The following is a 16838-nucleotide window of genomic DNA, read 5'->3' as shown; positions in this document are numbered from 1 at the left end:
CAGATGTGGAAGCCCGGTAACGGGTGGAGCTGACTGGTACTAATAGGCCGAGGGCTTGTCCTCAGTTGCTCGCGTCCACTGTGTTAGTTCTGAAGTAACGAACTCGCCTTGCCGGCTTGAGTTCAACTTCATAGTGTTTCGGTGGTCATAGCGTTAGGGAAACGCCCGGTTACATTCCGAACCCGGAAGCTAAGCCTTTCAGCGCCGATGGTACTGCAGGGGGGACCCTGTGGGAGAGTAGGACGCCGCCGAACAATCATTGTGGGAAAGCCCCGCACCTTCTGGTGCGGGGCTTTTCTGCGTTTAGGGGTCCGTAGGGCCCGTTCGGGCGCGTTCAGCCGTTTACCGGCACGGGGTTGCCGTCAACCTGAGCTGACTGCTCGTATGGTGGGCCGATGGGCTATGAGCTGGTCATCTTCGACAACGACGGCGTCCTCGTGGACAGTGAGCCGCTCGCCAACACGATCCTCTCCGAGTACCTGACGGAGCTCGGGCACCCCACCACGTACGAGGAGTCCCTGCGGGACTACATGGGGTCCGCCGTGCACCGGGTGCACGACCTCGTCCAGGAGCGGACCGGGCAGCGGCTGCCGGCGGACTTCGAGCGGGTCCTCAACGAGCGCGTCTTCGCCGCCTTCGAGCGGGAACTGCGCCCCGTCCCCGGCGTGGCCGAACTCCTCGGGGAGCTGTCCGCGACCGGCATGCCCTACTGCGTGGCCTCGTCCTCCAGCCACGAGCGGATCCGGGTCGGGCACCGGGTGTCCGGGATGGACGAGTGGTTCGAGGAGGAGTGGATCTTCAGCGCGGAGGAGGTCGGGAAGGGCAAGCCGGCACCGGACCTGTTCCTGCACGCCGCCGACATGATGGGCGTCCACCCCTCGCGGTGCGTCGTGGTCGAGGACAGCCCCCTCGGGGTGGAGGCCGCACGGGCCGCCGGGATGGACGTCCTCGGCTTCACCTCGATGATGCCCGCCGACCGGCTCGCCGGGGCCACCGCCTGCTTCGGGGAGATGAAGGAGCTGTCCGCCCTGCTCGGACTGGGCGGCTGATTGGGTGTGTGATCTCTCTACCCACGAGTAGTCGCGGGGCCTACGCTGTGCCGCCATGACGGTTGACGTACGGCTTCGCCGTGGGCGCGGGGCGCTCGGGTTCAGCTTCTTCGTGCAGGGCGTCGCCTTCGCCCTGCTGGTGACGCGGATCCCGGCCATCCAGGACCAGTACGGGATATCCGACGGGCTGCTGCCCGCGTTCCTCGCCGCCGTGCCGGTCCTCGCCGGGGTCTCCAGCGTCGCGACCGAGCACCTGGTGAAGCGCGTACCGCCCGGCGTGGTGCTGCGGTGGGCGCAGCCCGTCGTGCTGCTGGCCCTGCTCGGTGTGGGGGCCGGCAGCGGGATGTGGCAGGTGGCGGTGGCCCTGGGGGTGTTCGGGCTGGCGGTGGGCGCGCTGGACGCCTCGATGAACATGCTCGGGGTGAGCCTGCAGCGGGCGTACGGGCGCTCCATCATGCTGGGGTTCCACGCCTCGTACAGCCTCGGCGGGATCCTGGGGGCGTCGGCGGCCTGGGCGGGGGCGCACTGGCACCTGTCGCTGTTCTCGGGCTACCTGCCGGCCGTGGCGGTGCTGCTGCCGCTGGCGTTCGCCGGGAGCCGGTTCTACGCGGACGCGCCGACCGGGGACGGGAAGGCGGAGCAGGGGTGGCCGGCGGGCGGGGGGAAGCTGCTGCTGCCGCTGTGCCTGGTGATGGCCTGCGCGTACATCGGGGATTCGACGGTGGCGAACTGGAGTGCCAAGTACCTCCAGGACGTGCTGGGGAGCTCGGAGCAGCTGGCGACGGTCCCGTACAACGTGTACATGGTGACGACGCTCGCCGGGCGGGCGGTCGGGGACCTGGGGGTGCGCCGGTTCGGGGCGGTGGCGGTGGTGCGGGCCGGCACGGTGGTGGCGGCCGCCGGGTTCGGGGTGGTCGCGGTGGCGCCGGGGGCCTGGGTGGGGATGCTGGGCTTCACGCTGCTGGGGATCGGGCTGTGCGTGATCGTGCCGCAGACCTTCGCGGCGGCGGGGCGGTTGTTCCCGGGTGCGTCCGACACGGCGGTGGCGCGGCTGAACATCTTCAACTACGTGGGCTTCCTGATCGGTTCGCCGCTGGTGGGCGGGATCGGGGACGCCTGGAACTACCGGGGCGCGATGGTGGTGCCGATGGTGCTGGTGTTGGTGACCTTGTTCTACGCCCGTTCATTCGGCGTCGGCCGGGCCCGATACGGTGTCGGGCATGACTGGCGAGCCGGTGACCGGGCTGTTGATGTGGGACGAGGCGGTAACGGGGTATGACTTCGGACCGAGCCATCCGATGGACCCGGTGCGCCTGGCGCTGACCATGGGCCTGGTGCGTGCCTTCGGGCTGGACCGGGCGATGGAGGTGCGGGCGGCTCCGGCGGCCGGGGACTCGACGCTGCGGCTGGTGCACCGGGAGGACTACGTGGCCGCGGTGCGGGAGGTGTCGGCGGATCCGGGGCTGGCGGACGGTTCGTACGGTCTGGGGACCCTCGACGATCCGGCGTTCCACGGGATCCACGAGGCGTCCGCGCTGATCGCGGGGCAGTCGGTGGCGGCGGCGGAGGCCCTGTGGCGGGGGGAGGCCCGGCACGCGGTGAACTTCGCGGGCGGGCTGCACCACGCGATGCCGGGCGGGGCGGCCGGGTTCTGCGTGTACAACGACGCGGCGGTGGCGATCGCGCGGCTGCTGGAGCTGGGCGCGGAGCGGGTCGCGTACGTGGACGTGGACGTGCACCACGGGGACGGGGTGCAGGCGGCGTTCTGGGACGACCCCCGGGTGCTGACGGTGTCGCTGCACGAGCACCCGCGGACGCTGTTCCCGCAGACGGGCTGGCCGGAGGAGACGGGCGGTCCGGCGGCCGAGGGCAGCGCGGTGAACGTGGCGCTGCCGGCCGGGACTGGGGACGAGGGGTGGCTGCGGGCCTTCCACGCGACGGTGCCGGAGCTGCTGGCGGACTTCCGGCCGCAGGTGCTGGTGACGCAGCACGGTGCGGACACGCACTTCGAGGACCCGCTCGCCCACCTGGCGGTGTCGCTGGACGCGCAGCGGGCGGTGCAGGAGGCGTGCCACGCGCTGGCGCACGAGTACGCGGGCGGGCGGTGGCTGGCGCTGGGCGGCGGCGGGTACGCGGTGGTGGACGTCGTACCGCGGTCGTGGACGCACCTGGTGGGGATCGCGGCGCACCGGCCGGTGGATCCGGCGGCGATGGTGCCGCAGTCGTGGCGGGACGAGGCGTACGCGCGGACGCGGCAGGGCGGGCCGGCCCGGATGACGGACGGGCGGACCCCGGGGTGGCGGGACTGGGACGCCGGCTACGACCCGGCGGACCGTACGGATCAGGCCGTTCTGGCGACGCGGAGGGCGGTGTTCCCGCTGCGCGGGATGCTGGTGTGACGCAGGGTCAGCCCTTGGCGTGGTTACGCCAACTGTGGGGCGGTTCGGCGGAATTGATGAACCGGCAGGTCCGGTGCGGCAGCATCGGAGGGTGTTGAGCACCGGCGCGTTGCGTGCGCATCTGCTGGCCGCCCGGTTGGCCGGGTCCGTCGCCACGACGCGGGAGGAGAGCCTTCGCAGCTACCGGTTGTTCGCGGCGGGGGACCCGCGGGTGTTGCTGGGGTTGGAGCCGGAGCGCCGGTGGGGTGTGGGTGAGCTGCTGGGGCTGATGTCGGCCAAGTGCGGGGTGTCGGCCGACCCGGCGGACGTCAGGGGGCCGGACGTGATCGATCCGGAGCGGACGGTGGCGGCGCTGGAGGCGTTCGCGGTGCGGCTGGGGGCGGCGGCGGGGGCGCGGTCGCCGGTGTTGTTCGGGACGGGGCACCCGCATCGGCTCCTGCCCTTCTACGCCGCTTTGGCCCGGGCGCTGTCGGCGGCGGGATGTGTTGTCCTCACTCCGGCGCAGGGGGTGCATGTCGACATGGCGACCCGGTTCGGCGTACGGCCGCACCGGATCGATTACGTACGGGGGGTCGCGCTGGTGCGGGAGTCCGGCGCGCGGGGCGCCGCGAGTGTCACCGGCGCACACTCCCATTCGCCGCTGCCGGTTCGGGTCGCGCTGGGGGCGCTGGCGGCGGCCGGGGGGCCGTTGCCGGAACTGGTGGTGGGTGACCACGGGTGGGTCTGCGGTGCAGGTCAGCTGGGTGTGGAGGCGATCGGGCTGGGCGATACGGATGATCCGGCGCTGTTCGTCGGGGAGGCCGAGGGGCGGGTGGTGGTGACCGTTCCGCTTGATGACGGGGTGCGCTCGGACTACTACGGTCCGCTCATCCGGCACGTGCTGCACCGGGCCGGCCTGTCGGGGCGTCAGGAGTGGCCGTAGCTCCTCTTCCCCACTCGTATCACCCGCCCCTACTCTGGGGAGTGAGCGTGCGACGACGAGGAGTAACCGGAGGGGAAGCCGGTGCCCGTCATGCGCGGAAGGTCAGGTGGGTGTCATGGCTGCTGGCGAGAGGCCTCTCAGTGAGGTTCAGTTCCTGACCGTGGCGGAGGTCGCCTCGGTGATGCGAGTGTCGAAGATGACCGTGTACCGGCTGGTGCACAACCGTCATCTGCCCGCGATCCGGGTGGGCCGGTCCTTCCGGGTCCCCGAGAACGCGGTCCACGAGTACCTCCAGGAGTCCTTCGTGGGGGTGGAGTCGGCCTGAGATCCGGGCCTCCTGCCGAGGCTTGGTAACTCCTGCGGAGGGCTCGGATTACAAGCTCTGAGTTTGGGCGGGTAGGCTAGGCCGACGTAGGTCGTGTGGGCCCAGACGCCCCGCACCAGTGAAGAGAAGTGAGCGAGGGTAGTCGTGGGCTCTGTTATCAAGAAGCGGCGCAAGCGGATGGCTAAGAAGAAGCACCGCAAGCTGCTCAAGCGCACCCGCGTCCAGCGCCGTAACAAGAAGTAAACGGCAGCTGTACGTGTTCTCCGCAGCCCCTCCACCATCCTGGTGGAGGGGCTGCGGTGCAGCCGGGGGTACTTCTTCGAGGGAGGCGCTGAGCTCGTGGGGAAGGTCGTGCTCGTCACCGGGGCAGCCCGGCAGCTGGGGGGCCGCTTCGTGCGCCGCATCCAGCGCGACCCGGAGGTGGAGAGGGTCATCGCGGTCGACGCGGTGAGCCCGCCGCACCGGCTCGGCTCGGCCGAGTTCGTGCGTACGGACATCAGACAGTCGGCCATCGCCCGGGTGCTCGCGGAGCACGCCGTGGACACGGTGGTCCATCTCGCGGTCACCGGGGGCGCCGCGGCGGGGGCGCCGGGCGGGCGCAGCACCGTCAAGGAGACGAACGTCATCGGGACGATGCAGCTCCTGGGGGCCTGCCAGAAGTCCCCGACGGTGCGGCGGCTCGTGGTGAAGTCGAGCACCAGCGTGTACGGGGGCACGTCGCGGGACCCGGCCGTGTTCACGGAGACCACGCAGCCGAAGTCGCTGCCGGCGGGTGGCTTCGCGAAGGACGCCGCCGAGGTCGAGGGGTACGTACGCGGTTTCGCGCGGCGGCGGCCGGACGTGGCGGTGTGCGTGCTGCGCTTCGCGAACATCCTGGGGCCGTTCGCGGACTCGGCGCTGGCGGAGTACTTCTCGATGCCGGTGATGCCGACGGTGCTGGGGTACGACCCGCGGCTGCAGTTCGTCCACGAGGACGACGTGGTGGACGTGCTGAGGCTGGCGGCGGGGGAGCCGGAGCGGGGGACGCTGAACAGCGGGACCTTCAACATCGCGGGCGACGGGGTGCTGCTGCTGTCCCAGTGCGCGCGGCGGCTGGGCCGGCCGACGGTGCCGTTCCTGCTGCCGGCGGTGACGTGGGTGGGGCAGGCGCTGCGGGCGGTGGGGGCGACGGACTTCTCGCCGGAGCAGATCCGGCTGCTGACGCACGGCCGGGTCGTGGAGACCACGCAGATGCGGGAGACGCTGGGGTTCCGGCCGATGTACACGACCGCGGAGACCTTCGCGGACTTCGCGCGGAGCCGGGGGAGCGGGCTGCTGCCGCCGGAGCGGGTGGCGCGGGCCGTGGGGCGGGTCGCGGAGCTGTTGGATGTTGCCGAGGTTGACGAGGTTGCCGAGGGAGTGGAGCGATAGTGGCCGACGCCAAGGTCATCCCGTTCGACGAGGACCGGCCGCGCCGCCGGGCGGGCGCGGCCCGGAAGGTGCGGGCGGTCCCGGACCGGCCGGAGGTGGTGGAGCCGGTCGAGCCGGCCGCGGAGGCCCCGGTGCGGGCCGGCGGCGGGGGCGGCTGGGACCGGCGGATCGCGGGCGGGCTGGCCTTCCTGCGGCGGCGGATCACGGGTGAGTACGAGGTCGACGAGTTCGGCTACGACAAGGAGCTCACGGACCAGGTCCTGATGTCCTTGATGCGGCCGCTGTTCGAGAAGTACTTCCGGGTGGAGGTCCGGGGCGTCGAGAACATCCCGAAGGAGGGCGGCGCGCTGATCGTGGCGAACCACTCGGGGACGCTCCCGCTGGACGGCCTGATGCTCCAGGTGGCCGTCCACGACCACCACCCGGCGCAGCGGCACCTGCGGCTGCTGGCGGCGGACCTGGTGTTCATGCTGCCGGTGGTGAACGAGCTGGCGCGGAAGGCCGGGCACACGCTGGCGTGCGCGGAGGACGCGCAGCGGCTGCTGGAGGCCGGGGAGCTGGTCGGGGTGATGCCGGAGGGCTTCAAGGGGATAGGGAAGCCGTTCGGGGACCGGTACAAGCTCCAGCGGTTCGGCCGGGGCGGCTTCGTCTCGACGGCGCTGCGGGCGGGCACGCCGATCGTGCCGTGCTCGATCGTGGGGGCGGAGGAGATCTACCCGATGATCGGCAACGCGAAGACGCTGGCGCGGCTGCTGGGGCTGCCGTACTTCCCGGTGACGCCGACGTTCCCGTGGCTGGGGCCGTTGGGGGCGGTGCCGCTGCCGACGAAGTGGACGATCCAGTTCGGGGAGCCGATCTCGACGGGCGGGTACGCGCCGGAGGCGGCGGAGGATCCGATGCTGATGTTCAACCTGACGGATCAGGTGAGGGAGCAGATCCAGCACGCCTTGTACAAGATGCTGGTGCAGCGGCGGTCCGTGTTCTTCTGACGGTGCGGCGGGGGTGGGGGTGCCGCTGCGCGGGCTGCTCCCCGACCCGCCCTTCGCCCGTTCCCCGGGGCTCCGCCCCGGACCCCGCGCCTCAAACGCCGGCGGGGCTGTGTGTAGCCCCGCCGGCGTTCGTTTTACTCGGCGTCCTCCGCCTGGATGCCCAGGCCCGGGAGTAGGCCCGGGAGGAGCGGGGGGAGGGTGATGTCCGGCTGGGGTTGGGCCGGGGGTGCCGAGGGCGGTGGGGCGGACTGGCCGTGCGCCGGCGGGTTGAGCAGGTTGCCGGTGCCGCCGAGGAGGCCGCTGCCGGGAGCCGGTGCGTGGCTGCCGGAGGGGCTGGGGGCGGCCGGGGTCTGCGCCGCGGCGGGGGAGTCCGGTGCCGGTGCGGGCTGCTGCTTGCCCGTCGCCGGGGTGCTGGGCCTGGCGGGGCTTCCGCCGGGGCCGCTGCGCTGCTGCTCCGGCGGCTTGGGCAGCAGGCCCTGGAGCGGCGCCACCTCATCGTCTATGGCCTGGAAGACCGAGGTCACCTGGTCGCCCACGTCCGTCAGCTGCGGCGGCAGGTTGGACCGGAGCCGGCCCCACGCGTCGCGGTGGGAGTTGGAGAAGGAGGACAGGGTCTGGATCGGGCCGAGCGAGCCGTCCCGCTTGTAGGCCGCCTGGAGCAGCCGGTGCCCCTCGGCCGCGTCGTGCTGCATGCCTGCCAGGGCCCGCCGGATCTCGCCGAGGACCTCGTGGTCCAGGGGGCCGGAACGGCCGCGTTCCATCAGCCGGCGCGCTTCCGACAGGCGGTTCGAGGCCCGGTCGAGGTAGACCTCGCCCCGGTCCGCGCCGTCGTCGGCCATGCCCAGCTTGAGGTCCTCCATACCCAGCTTGACCGGGTAGAGCGGATCACCGGGCAGGGCGTCGGTGCTGGCAGCGGCCACTCCGCTGAAGGCCCCTGCGGCCACACCCACGGTGAGGCCCCCCGCTGCGATGCCCTTGGACCAGCGGGAGCGGGGCCGCAATTTCCGGAGCGAGGTCGCCCGGTGGGCGCCGCGGCCGGTCCGCTGCTCGGGCACCAGAGGGTCCTCGGCGCTACCGCCCCCGGCCCTCTCCTCCATCACCATGGCCTCCATGGCTGCGACGAGCTGTGCTCGTTGCACCACTTTGACCTCGGGGTCCAGCACCGGGCGCGGCATTTCGCCGAGCACGCTCGCCAGGGCCAACAACCGGTCGTGGTCGGCGGATTCGGCAGGTGCCTCGGACTGCTCGGCCGCCGGGTCCGGTTCCGAAAGAGCGGACGGGGTCCGATCCTCCAGGGCCTGGGCGAAGGCGTTCGCCCGCCGGTGCGGAGTCACGTTCGCGATCACTGGCGGCACCTCCTCTCGTCATGACGATCGACTCCCCAAGGTGTCCGGAAGGTTGCCTTCCTTGAGCACATCCACACTTTCGGGTGAGCGGCTTCGGGCAGGGCGTGTCCACAGGGAGCCTGCATTCCGCACAACGAGCGGCGCGGCACTTGGGTTACGGACGAAGGATGATCGGACCACAGCGTCATCGAGGGGTCACCGGTCGTGAGGTTGTGTAGTCGTATGCGGGAGCGGGCCGGGTCAGCGGGCGTCGTCCGGCAGCAGGCGGGCCAGGGTGCGGACCGCCCGGTACTGGAGCGTCTTGATGGCCCCTTCGTTCTTGCCCATCACCCGGGCGGTCTCGGCGACCGAGAGGCCCTGGAGGAAGCGCAAGGTGACGCACTCCTGCTGCTGGGGGTTCAGTTTCCGCACGGCTTCGAGCAGGGCCGCGTTGGAGAGGGACTCCAGGACGGAGTCCTCGGGGCTGCGCTCCACCTCGTTGGCGTCGAGCATCTCGCCGGTGGTGACCTCCAGCCGGAAGCGGCTGGACTTGAAGTGGTCCGCCACCAGGTTCCGCGCGATGGTCACGAGCCAGGCGCCGAAGTCGCGGCCCTGCCAGGTGAAGGTGGAGATGCGGCGCAGCGCGCGCAGGAAGGTCTCGCTGGTGAGATCCTCCGCGGTCGCCTTGCCGCCGACGCGGTAGTAGATGTAGCGGTACACCGTGTCGCTGTACTGGTCGTAGAGGCGGCCGAAGGCCTCCGCCTCGCCGGCCTGGGCGCGTTCGACCAGGTCCATCATGCGGGCCTGGTCGCTGTCCGCCGTGGGGCGGCGGGCGGCGGTCGTGCTGGTGCCGCCGGCGGCGGAGCCCGCGCGACCGCGTCTGCCCACGGTCGCCCCGCCGTCCGTCAGGGCGTAGCAGGGGCCGGCCGGGCCGAGGCCGGCAGGGACCGCGGCGGCGAAGGCGGGGACGGCGTACGCGGTGGGGACGAAGCCGCGCAGGTGGTCGAGGACCGTCGCGCGCAGCGTAGCCAGGCCCGAGGCGTCAACCCCGACAGGTGGGTACACGGGACTCCCAGAGGCAGAGCTTCCATCACGTGCAGTGCGGGACCGTTCACCCGTCGTGGGGACGGATGGGCGGTGGCATGCGTTTGAGGAGAATAACGCTTCGTACAGGCAGCGCTACACCCAGTTGCCTAAATCACCGGTTCCGACACTTCTGTTGCGTGTCCAGGGCATATTCAGGCCTGGTTGGTGATCGATTCCTGATCGCTTGGATGCGCGGAATGGACGCTTCCACGGTGGCTCGCGACCGAGTCGGGCAGGCCGGAGTGCCGCGCCGACGGCGCGGGTAGAGGGGAGCGAATGACCGCCGGGCGGCCCGCGGGAGGGCGGGGGCCCGGCGTTGCTACTTGCGGCGCCGGTGCAGGGCGATGGCGGCGGCCGCGCCGCCCGCGATCGCGCCGACTCCGGCGGCGGCCGGGACGCCGACCTTCACGGCCTTGCGGCCGGTCCGATAGTCGCGCAGCCGCCAGTCGTTGGCCCGGGCATGCTTGCGCAGTTTTGTGTCGGGATTGATCGCGTACGGATGTCCGACCAGGGACAGCATCGGGATGTCGTTGTGCGAATCGCTGTAGGCGGCGCAGCGTTCGAGGTCGAGGTCCTCGGCGGCGGCCAGCGCGCGCACCGCCTCCGCCTTCGCGGGGCCGTGCAGCGGTTCGCCGACGAGGCGCCCGGTGTAGACCCCGTCCACGGACTCGGCGACGGTGCCCAGGGCGCCGGTCAGGCCGAGGCGGCGGGCGATGATCGTGGCGGTCTCGACGGGGGCGGCGGTGACCAGCCACACCTTCTGGCCGGCGTCGAGGTGGGCCTGGGCCAGGGCGCGGGTGCCCGGCCAGATCCGCTCCGCCATGTACTCGTCGTAGATCTCCTCGCCGATGGCCATGAGTTCGGAGACCTTGTGGCCCTTGACGATGGACAGGGCGCTGTCGCGGGCGTCCTGCATGTGCTCGGGGTCCTCGACCCCGGCGAGCCGGAACCAGGCCTGCTGCCAGGCGAAGCGGGCCAGTTCGCGGCGGCGGAAGAACTCGCGCTTGTAGAGGCCGCGGCCGAAGTGGAAGATCGCGGCGCCCTGCATGACGGTGTTGTCGAGGTCGAAGAAGGCGGCGGCGAGGTCGTCGCCGTGGACCGGGAACTCCGGCTCGGCGGCCTCGGTCTCCGCTGCTTCGGTCTCCGCGGCTTCGGCTTCGGCTTCGGCTTCGGCGGCGGCAGCGGTGTCGGGGGCTGCGGCCTTGGCGGCTGGTGCTTCCCCGGGGGCGGGCGCAGGCCCGGTCTCCGGTGCGCCGGCCGCCTCGGGGGCGTGTGGCGCACCGGCCTGCGCGGTCTTGCGGGCGGCCTCGGCCGAGGCCTCGCCTGCCAGCACGCTCCGCGCCGTCGCGGAGCGCCTACGGGGGGTGAGCCATCCCAGAGCGGCCATGACGCGAGCATAGCCATTGTGTTCGGGAGTTCCCGAACCGCCGGGAAACGGAGCGGTTAACTCTTCGGGCATGCCGGACAGGCGCGGGACAATGGCGGCATGAGCCCTTTGCTGCGCCGTAAGGAAAAGAAGCGTCCCGCAGAGCGGATGGTGACGCTCATCGGGAAGCCGGGGTGCCATCTCTGCGACGACGCCCAGGAAGTGATCGAGAAGGTGTGCGCGGAGACGGGCGCACAGTGGGAGAAGAAGGACATCTCGCAGGACGAGGAGCTCTACCGGCGGCACTGGGAGCAGATCCCGGTGGTGCTGGTCGACGGTGAACAGCACACCTTCTGGAGGGTGAACCCTGACCGGCTGCGCCGGGCATTGGGAGCCTGACCGTTTCGCCCGTTACCATCATGGGCGATTTATGGGGACTCGGGGGCGTATCGATGAGGAGTGTGTACCGTTTTGCCCCCCTCGGGATTTGAACGGGTTCGGCCCGTTCCCGGCCCGGGCCCCATCTGGCCGGCCCGCGTGACCCCGGTCACTTTGGTCGGACAAAGCGGACACAATCTTTGTGCACGCGTTCACAAAGACATAGCCTGCATTCGACGGGGCGGTCCTGGGACAAGAGGCCGCCTGCAGCCCCGCTCATCCCGCAGGAGCATCGTGGCAACTGGCCGAACTCACCGACCGGCGACCCGCAGCCGAGGTATTCCCGAGGCCACTGTCGCCCGGCTTCCGCTGTACTTGCGCGCACTCACCGCGCTCTCCGAGCGATCGGTGCCCACGGTGTCCTCCGAGGAGCTCGCGGCCGCCGCCGGAGTCAACTCCGCGAAGCTGCGCAAGGACTTCTCCTACCTCGGCTCCTACGGCACGCGCGGCGTCGGCTACGACGTCGAGTACCTCGTCTACCAGATCTCCCGCGAACTCGGCCTCACCCAGGACTGGCCGGTCGTCATCGTCGGCATCGGCAACCTCGGCGCCGCCCTGGCCAACTACGGCGGTTTCGCGTCGCGCGGCTTCCGCGTGGCCGCGCTGATCGACGCCGACCCGGCCATGGCCGGCAAGCCGGTGGCCGGCATGCCCGTGCAGCACACCGATGATCTGGAGAAGATCATCGAGGAGAACGGCGTCTCCATCGGCGTCATCGCCACGCCCGCGGGCGCGGCCCAGCAGGTCAGCGAGCGGCTGATCGCCGCCGGCGTGACCTCCATCCTGAACTTCGCGCCGACCGTGCTGTCCGTGCCCGAGGGCGTCGACGTGCGCAAGGTCGACCTGTCCATCGAGCTCCAGATCCTGGCGTTCCACGAGCAGCGCAAGGCCGGCGAGGGCTCCGGCGGCGGCGCCGGTGCGGACGCGGACACCGAGCCCGGCGGTGACGCCGCCGCGGGCGCCGCGCCCGTCGCCGCCGTCGAGCCGCCGGCCGGCCGGGCCGCCGCGGCCGCCGCCACGCGCAAGGGCGGTCCCGAGGGCGACGTGCCGGCGGTGATGCCGGCATGAGTCTGCTCGTCGTAGGCCTGAGCCACCGCAGCGCGCCGGTGAGCGTGCTGGAGCGGGCCTCGCTGTCCGCCGACGCCAAGGTCAAGCTGCTGCACGACACCCTGGCCGCCGAGCCGGCGGCCGAGGCGACCGTGCTGGCCACGTGCAACCGCATCGAGCTCTACGCCGACGTGGAGAAGTTCCACGCCGGCGTCGCCGAGCTGTCCACGCTGCTGGCCCAGCACAGCGGGGTCGCGCTGGAGGAGCTCACCCCCTACCTGTACGTGCACTACGAGGACCGGGCGGTGCACCACCTGTTCTCGGTGGCGTGCGGGCTGGACTCGATGGTCGTGGGCGAGGGCCAGATCCTCGGCCAGATCAAGGACGCGCTGGCGCTGGGGCAGGAGCTCCACACGGCGGGCCGGCTGATCAACGACCTGTTCCAGCAGGCGCTGCGGGTCGGCAAGCGGGCGCACTCCGAGACCGGGATCGACCGGGCCGGGCAGTCGCTGGTCACCTTCGGCCTGGAGCAGCTCGCGGTGCACCAGCCGGTGGGGGAGTGGGCCGCCGGGAAGCGGGCGCTGGTGATCGGCGCCGGGTCGATGTCCTCGCTGGCTGCGGCGACGCTCGCGCGGGTGGGTGTCGCCGAGGTGGTCGTGGCGAACCGGACCGCGGAGCGGGCGGAGCGTCTTGCGGAGATTTTGGTTGCCTCGGGCACTGGTGTCGCGGCGCGGGCCGTGCCGATGTCGGCTGTCGCCGGTGAGCTCGCGCGGGTGGACGTGGTCGTGTCCTGTACCGGGGCCACCGGGCTGGTGCTGACCGGGGACGACGTCGCCGCCGCCCTGGCCGCCGGCGCCGGCGCGGTGGGCCCTGCGGGGCTCTCCCCCACCCCGCCCCTTCCCGAAACCGGGGCTGCGCCCCGGACCCCCGCGCCTCAAACTCCGGCGGGGCTGGATGTGGCCCCCCAGGCCCGGACAGGGCTGGGAACCGTCGACGCCGAGGTCGTGGCGCGGCTCGCCGCCGCTTCGCAGGGCGGGCGGCGGATCGCCGATGCCGGGGCCGTGCGGACCATCGCGGCGCCCGCCGCCGTCGACGGCGACGGGTGTCCCGTCGGGCTCGACGCGCCGGCCGGCGGCGGCCGCTCGGCGCTCGCCGGGGTCGACGCCGGGTCGCTCGAACTGCACGGGGCCTGGGCCGACCAGGGCGAGGCCGCCGCGCAGCGGCAGCCTCGGCGGGCGGCGCGGGCGCTGGCCGACGGGGCCGTTCCCGTACGGCTGGCGCTGCTGGACCTGGCCATGCCCCGCGACATCGACGCGGCCGCGCACCGGCTCCCCGGCGTGCGGCTCGTCGACATCGAGAGCCTCGCGGAGGCGTCCGCGGACGCGCCGATGGCGGCCGACGTCGACGCCGTGCGCGGGATAGTGGCCGGGGAAGTGGCCGCGTTCGGCGCCGCGCAGCGGGCCGCGCACATCACGCCCACCGTCGTCGCCCTGCGGGCGATGGCCGCCGAGGTCGTCGCCATGGAGGTGGCACGGCTCGACGGACGGGTACCCGATCTCGACGACCGGCAGCGCGCGGAGGTCACCCAGACCGTGCGCCGCGTGGTCGACAAGCTCCTCCACGCGCCGACCGTGCGCGTCAAGCAGCTCGCGAGCGAGCCCGGCGGCGCCGGGTACGCCGAAGCGCTGCGTGAACTCTTCGACCTCGACCCTCAGACGGTGGCTTCCGTCAGCCGGGCGGACGCGGCCGATCCGAAGAACGACGACCCAGGACGGGCATCATGAACACACGTCCCGACCAGCCCCTCAGGCTCGGCACGCGGCGCAGCAAGCTGGCCATGTCCCAGTCCGGGCACGTCGCCGAGGCGGTACGGGCGATCACCGGCCGGCCCGTCGAGCTCGTGGAGATCACGACCTACGGTGACGTGTCCCGCGAGAACCTCGCGCAGATCGGCGGCACCGGCGTGTTCGTCACGGCGCTGCGCGACGCGCTGGTGCGCGGCGAGGTCGACTTCGCCGTGCACTCGCTGAAGGACCTGCCGACGTCGCAGCCCGACGAGCTGGTCATCGCGGCCATGCCGAAGCGCGAGGACCCGCGCGACGCGCTGGTGGCCCGCGACGGCCTGACCTTCGAGCAGCTGCCCGACGGGGCCCGCGTGGGTACCGGTTCGCCGCGCCGCATGGCGCAGCTGAACGCGTACGCCCGCAGCCTGGGCAAGTCCATCGAGACCGTCGCGATCCGCGGCAACGTCGACACCCGGATCGGCTTCGTGCGCGCCGGCGAGCTCGACGCGGTCGTGCTGGCCGCGGCCGGCCTGAACCGGATCGGGCGTGCCGACGAGGCGACCGACCTGCTGTCGGTCGACAACGTCCTGCCCGCCCCCGGCCAGGGTGCCCTGGCCGTGGAGTGCCTCGCCTCCGACGCGGACCTCATCTCCGCGCTCGGACGGCTCGACGACCCGCACACGCGGGCCGCCGTGACCGCGGAGCGTGCGCTCCTCGCCGCCCTGGAGGCCGGGTGCAGCGCACCCGTGGGCGCGCTCGCCGACCTTTTGGCCGACGGGCAGATTGTCAATGAAATGCGCCTGCGTGGTGTCGTCGGGACCCTCGACGGTTCGACGCTGGTGCAGCTGTCCACCACCGGTCCCGTGCCCCAGTCGTACGACGAGGCCATGGCGCTCGGCCGCGAACTCGCGGACGAGATGCTGGCCAAGGGCGCGGCCGGTCTGATGGGGGAGCGATCCCTTTGAACCCCTCAAGCCCCACCACCTCCCCCTTCGCGGGCGTAGCCGCCCCCGGGCTCGTCACCTTCCTCGGTGCGGGTCCGGGCGACCCGGGTCTGCTCACGCTGCGCGCCGTGGAGGCGCTAGCCGCCGCGGACGTACTGATCGCGGAGCCCGAGGTGCTAGAGGTCGTACGGACCCATGCGCGGGCGGGCGTCGACACGCCGCAGCTGACGGTCGCTGACGAGATGTCAGCCGCCGCCGGTGTCCCGGCGATCCGTACTCCGTCGACCGCCGCGGACGTTGCCAATCTTGTCATGGAGGCCGCGCGCTCCGGCAGGCGGGTCGTCCGTGCGGTGACGGGTGACCCCGGACTGGAGGGGAACGCGGCCGAGGAGATGCTCGCCTGCGCCCACCAGGGGATCCCCTTCGAGGTGGTGCCCGGTGTGGCGACCGCCGTCGGCGTGCCCGCGTACGCGGGTGTTCCGCTGCGCGGGGAGCAGGGCGCCGACGTGCGCTTCGTGGACGCCCGGCACGCCTCGGCGCGCTGCTGGAGCGAGGTCGGCACGAGCGACTGCGGCGTGGTGGTCTCGGCGACGCTGGAGACGGTCGCGAGCGCGGCCGCCGAGCTGGTCGCGGCCGGCCGCAAGCCGGAGACCCCGCTGACGGTGACCGTGGGCGGTACGACGACCCGGCAGCGGACCTGGAGCGCGACGCTGGGCACGATCGCCCAGGTGTTCAAGCAGGGGAAGGTGCTCCCCTCGCCCGAGGGCTCGCGGCCGGTGATAGCCGTGGTCGGTGAGCAGGGTGCCGCGGCGCGGCGCGAGGAGCTGGCCTGGTTCGAGTCGAAGCCGCTGTTCGGCTGGCGGGTCCTCGTACCGCGTACGAAGGAGCAGGCCGCTTCGCTCTCCGACCAGCTGCGTTCGTACGGCGCGGTGCCGCACGAGGTGCCGACCATCGCCGTGGAGCCGCCGCGCACCCCGCAGCAGATGGAGCGGGCGGTCAAGGGCCTGGTGACGGGTCGCTACGAGTGGATCGCCTTCACCTCGGTGAACGCCGTCAAGGCGGTGCGGGAGAAGTTCGAGGAGTACGGGCTCGACGCGCGTGCCTTCGCGGGCATCAAGGTCGCTGCGGTGGGCGAGCAGACCGCGGCCGCGTTGGTGGAGTTCGGTGTGAAGCCGGACCTGGTGCCGAGCGGTGAGCAGTCGGCCGCCGGTCTGCTGGAGGACTGGCCGCCGTACGACCCGGTCTTCGATCCGATCGACCGCGTCTTCCTGCCGCGCGCCGACATCGCGACGGAGACGCTGGTGGCCGGGCTGATAGAGCTGGGCTGGGAGGTCGACGACGTCACGGCCTACCGGACCGTGCGGGCGTCGCCGCCGCCGGCGGACACCCGTGAGGCCATCAAGGGCGGCGGTTTCGACGCCGTTCTGTTCACGTCGTCGTCCACCGTGCGGAACCTGGTCGGCATCGCCGGCAAGCCGCACAACGTGACCGTCATCGCCTGTATCGGGCCGGCGACGGCCAAGACGGCGGAGGAGCACGGCCTGCGCGTGGACGTGCTGTCGCCGGAGCCGAGCGTGGGCAAGCTGGCGGAGGCGCTGGCCGCGTACGGGGAGGCGCGCCGGGAGGCGGCCAAGGCGGCCGGTGAGCCGGTGGCCCGCCCGAGCGAGCGGCGGCCGGGCGCGCGCCGGCGTCGCGCGACGTGAGCGGCTTAGGCGGCCGGACGCGGTCCGGAGCAGTGGTCGAGGGGCCCGGGT

At 72.3% G+C, this 16838-nt stretch carries 16 protein-coding genes and 1 rRNA gene; 14 read left to right on the top strand and 3 right to left on the bottom strand.

Translation table 11 applies throughout. From position 1 onward, the window contains the following. The first annotated feature begins 137 nt into the window (after window positions 1–137). The 9 genes from rrf (at window position 138) to ACQKM2_RS25185 (ending at window position 7094) form a co-directional block, all read left to right on the top strand. Window positions 138–254, top strand: a 5S ribosomal RNA gene (rrf, locus tag ACQKM2_RS25225). 141 nt (window positions 255–395) lie between these two features. Next, complete coding sequence (locus ACQKM2_RS25220; protein ID WP_427713515.1) at window positions 396–1049, top strand: HAD family hydrolase; 654 nt, start codon at window positions 396–398, stop codon at window positions 1047–1049. Window positions 1050–1104: 55 nt separating this feature from the next. Then, window positions 1105–2328 carry an MFS transporter gene (locus ACQKM2_RS25215; RefSeq protein WP_427713512.1) on the top strand — a complete coding sequence of 408 codons (1224 nt, stop codon included), beginning with the start codon at window positions 1105–1107 and terminating at the stop codon, window positions 2326–2328. After that, a complete protein-coding gene (locus ACQKM2_RS25210) occupies window positions 2300–3448 on the top strand; it encodes an acetoin utilization protein AcuC (protein WP_427713529.1) in 1149 nt (382 codons plus the stop codon). Before ACQKM2_RS25215 ends, ACQKM2_RS25210 begins: the two co-directional genes overlap by 29 nt. A 91-nt stretch (window positions 3449–3539) precedes the next feature. Continuing rightward, complete coding sequence (locus ACQKM2_RS25205; protein ID WP_427713510.1) at window positions 3540–4370, top strand: phosphatase; 831 nt, start codon at window positions 3540–3542, stop codon at window positions 4368–4370. 115 nt (window positions 4371–4485) lie between these two features. Next, on the top strand, window positions 4486–4695 hold the full coding sequence (locus ACQKM2_RS25200) for a helix-turn-helix domain-containing protein (RefSeq protein ID WP_042803574.1): 210 nt from the start codon (window positions 4486–4488) through the stop codon (window positions 4693–4695). Window positions 4696–4839: 144 nt separating this feature from the next. Next, window positions 4840–4938, top strand: a complete 99-nt coding sequence (locus ACQKM2_RS25195) for a 30S ribosomal protein bS22 (protein WP_003948845.1) — start codon at window positions 4840–4842, stop codon at window positions 4936–4938. A 96-nt stretch (window positions 4939–5034) separates the two neighbouring features. Beyond that, entirely contained in the window at window positions 5035–6105 is a 1071-nt protein-coding gene (locus ACQKM2_RS25190; RefSeq protein ID WP_427713506.1) for an NAD-dependent epimerase/dehydratase family protein, read from the top strand. Beyond that, the gene (locus ACQKM2_RS25185; RefSeq protein ID WP_427713503.1) at window positions 6105–7094 is read left to right on the top strand and encodes a lysophospholipid acyltransferase family protein; all 990 of its coding nucleotides are present in this window, start codon (window positions 6105–6107) and stop codon (window positions 7092–7094) included. The genes ACQKM2_RS25190 and ACQKM2_RS25185 overlap by 1 nt, the downstream gene beginning before the upstream one ends. A gap of 134 nt (window positions 7095–7228) precedes the next feature. Here the strand turns inward: ACQKM2_RS25185 and ACQKM2_RS25180 are convergent, their stop codons facing one another. The 3 genes from ACQKM2_RS25180 to ACQKM2_RS25170 form a co-directional block, all read right to left on the bottom strand. Beyond that, window positions 7229–8440 (bottom strand): DUF5667 domain-containing protein, encoded by a 1212-nt coding sequence (locus tag ACQKM2_RS25180; RefSeq protein ID WP_427713501.1) that lies wholly within the window; start codon window positions 8438–8440, stop codon window positions 7229–7231. Window positions 8441–8680: 240 nt separating this feature from the next. Beyond that, complete coding sequence (locus ACQKM2_RS25175; RefSeq protein ID WP_401244352.1) at window positions 8681–9484, bottom strand: ECF subfamily RNA polymerase sigma factor, BldN family; 804 nt, start codon at window positions 9482–9484, stop codon at window positions 8681–8683. A 340-nt stretch (window positions 9485–9824) separates the two neighbouring features. Next, window positions 9825–10892 carry an HAD family hydrolase gene (locus tag ACQKM2_RS25170; protein WP_427713498.1) on the bottom strand — a complete coding sequence of 356 codons (1068 nt, stop codon included), beginning with the start codon at window positions 10890–10892 and terminating at the stop codon, window positions 9825–9827. A gap of 99 nt (window positions 10893–10991) precedes the next feature. Between ACQKM2_RS25170 and ACQKM2_RS25165 the strand changes: the two genes are divergently transcribed. The 5 genes from ACQKM2_RS25165 (at window position 10992) to ACQKM2_RS25145 (ending at window position 16787) form a co-directional block, all read left to right on the top strand. Then, the gene (locus ACQKM2_RS25165) at window positions 10992–11270 is read left to right on the top strand and encodes a glutaredoxin family protein (RefSeq protein ID WP_427713496.1); all 279 of its coding nucleotides are present in this window, start codon (window positions 10992–10994) and stop codon (window positions 11268–11270) included. Between the two features lie 273 nt (window positions 11271–11543). Continuing rightward, window positions 11544–12377, top strand: coding sequence for a redox-sensing transcriptional repressor Rex (locus ACQKM2_RS25160; RefSeq protein WP_427713493.1), 834 nt, complete (start codon window positions 11544–11546; stop codon window positions 12375–12377). Then, the gene (locus ACQKM2_RS25155; RefSeq protein WP_427713491.1) at window positions 12374–14140 is read left to right on the top strand and encodes a glutamyl-tRNA reductase; all 1767 of its coding nucleotides are present in this window, start codon (window positions 12374–12376) and stop codon (window positions 14138–14140) included. Before ACQKM2_RS25160 ends, ACQKM2_RS25155 begins: the two co-directional genes overlap by 4 nt. Further along, window positions 14137–15105: a hydroxymethylbilane synthase gene (hemC, locus tag ACQKM2_RS25150; RefSeq protein WP_427713488.1), complete on the top strand. Its 969-nt coding sequence runs from the start codon at window positions 14137–14139 to the stop codon at window positions 15103–15105. Before ACQKM2_RS25155 ends, hemC begins: the two co-directional genes overlap by 4 nt. Beyond that, window positions 15102–16787: a uroporphyrinogen-III synthase gene (locus tag ACQKM2_RS25145; RefSeq protein WP_427713486.1), complete on the top strand. Its 1686-nt coding sequence runs from the start codon at window positions 15102–15104 to the stop codon at window positions 16785–16787. Before hemC ends, ACQKM2_RS25145 begins: the two co-directional genes overlap by 4 nt. Window positions 16788–16838: the final 51 nt, after the last annotated feature.

Origin of the sequence: Streptomyces sp. NPDC004126, from assembly GCF_050275515.1 — a bacterium.
Classification (GTDB): Bacteria; Actinomycetota; Actinomycetes; order Streptomycetales; family Streptomycetaceae; genus Streptomyces.
Note: the sequence above shows the minus strand (reverse complement) of the source record. Positions and strands in the feature narration are given on the sequence as shown.